The sequence below is a fragment of the Hymenobacter agri genome (assembly GCF_054778495.1).
In genome coordinates, this window is record NZ_BAAGZM010001323.1 from 1 (window position 1) to 513 (window position 513).

The following is a 513-nucleotide window of genomic DNA, read 5'->3' on the forward strand; positions in this document are numbered from 1 at the left end:
GCCGCCTGCACCGAGTCGGTCACTTGCCGGAAGTCGGCGGCGCTCAGGCCGGTGAGCAGGGTGCGGTCGAGGGCGCGGGCGGTGGTGGTGAGGCCATCCACGTTTTCGAGCCGGATGCGGCCCCGAAACGTCTGGTACTTGGGCGCAAACCACGACACCAGCCGCGTAATCAACCCATCATCAAACAGAAAAAATGCTTGGTCGCGGTCGCGCGGCACGGGCCGGAAGGCCAGCCCGCCCGGCTGCGGAAAGCTGGCCCAGCGCCACTGGTCTTCGCGCCGACTCCAGTCGCCTACCAGCATATCGAGCAGGCGGGCCCGCAGGTAGCGCCGCGCCGCCACGTGGTTGCCGGGCTGCTGGCGCAGGCGCAGCAGCATGTGGGCTGAGTTCACCACATTGGGCGAGTGGCCGAAACTGGCCACCGGGCGCTGGTCGCCATCGGGCCGCTCCTCAAACAGGTACAGCGCGTTGGCGTAGCTGGCCCGAAACTGGCGCAGGCCGGGGTCGGCCCCC

General features: G+C 69.4%; 1 pseudogene. It reads right to left on the reverse strand.

The window, feature by feature from the left end:
• Positions 1–513 (reverse strand): annotated as a pseudogene (locus ACYVDE_RS26030) (hypothetical protein); the annotation flags it as partial.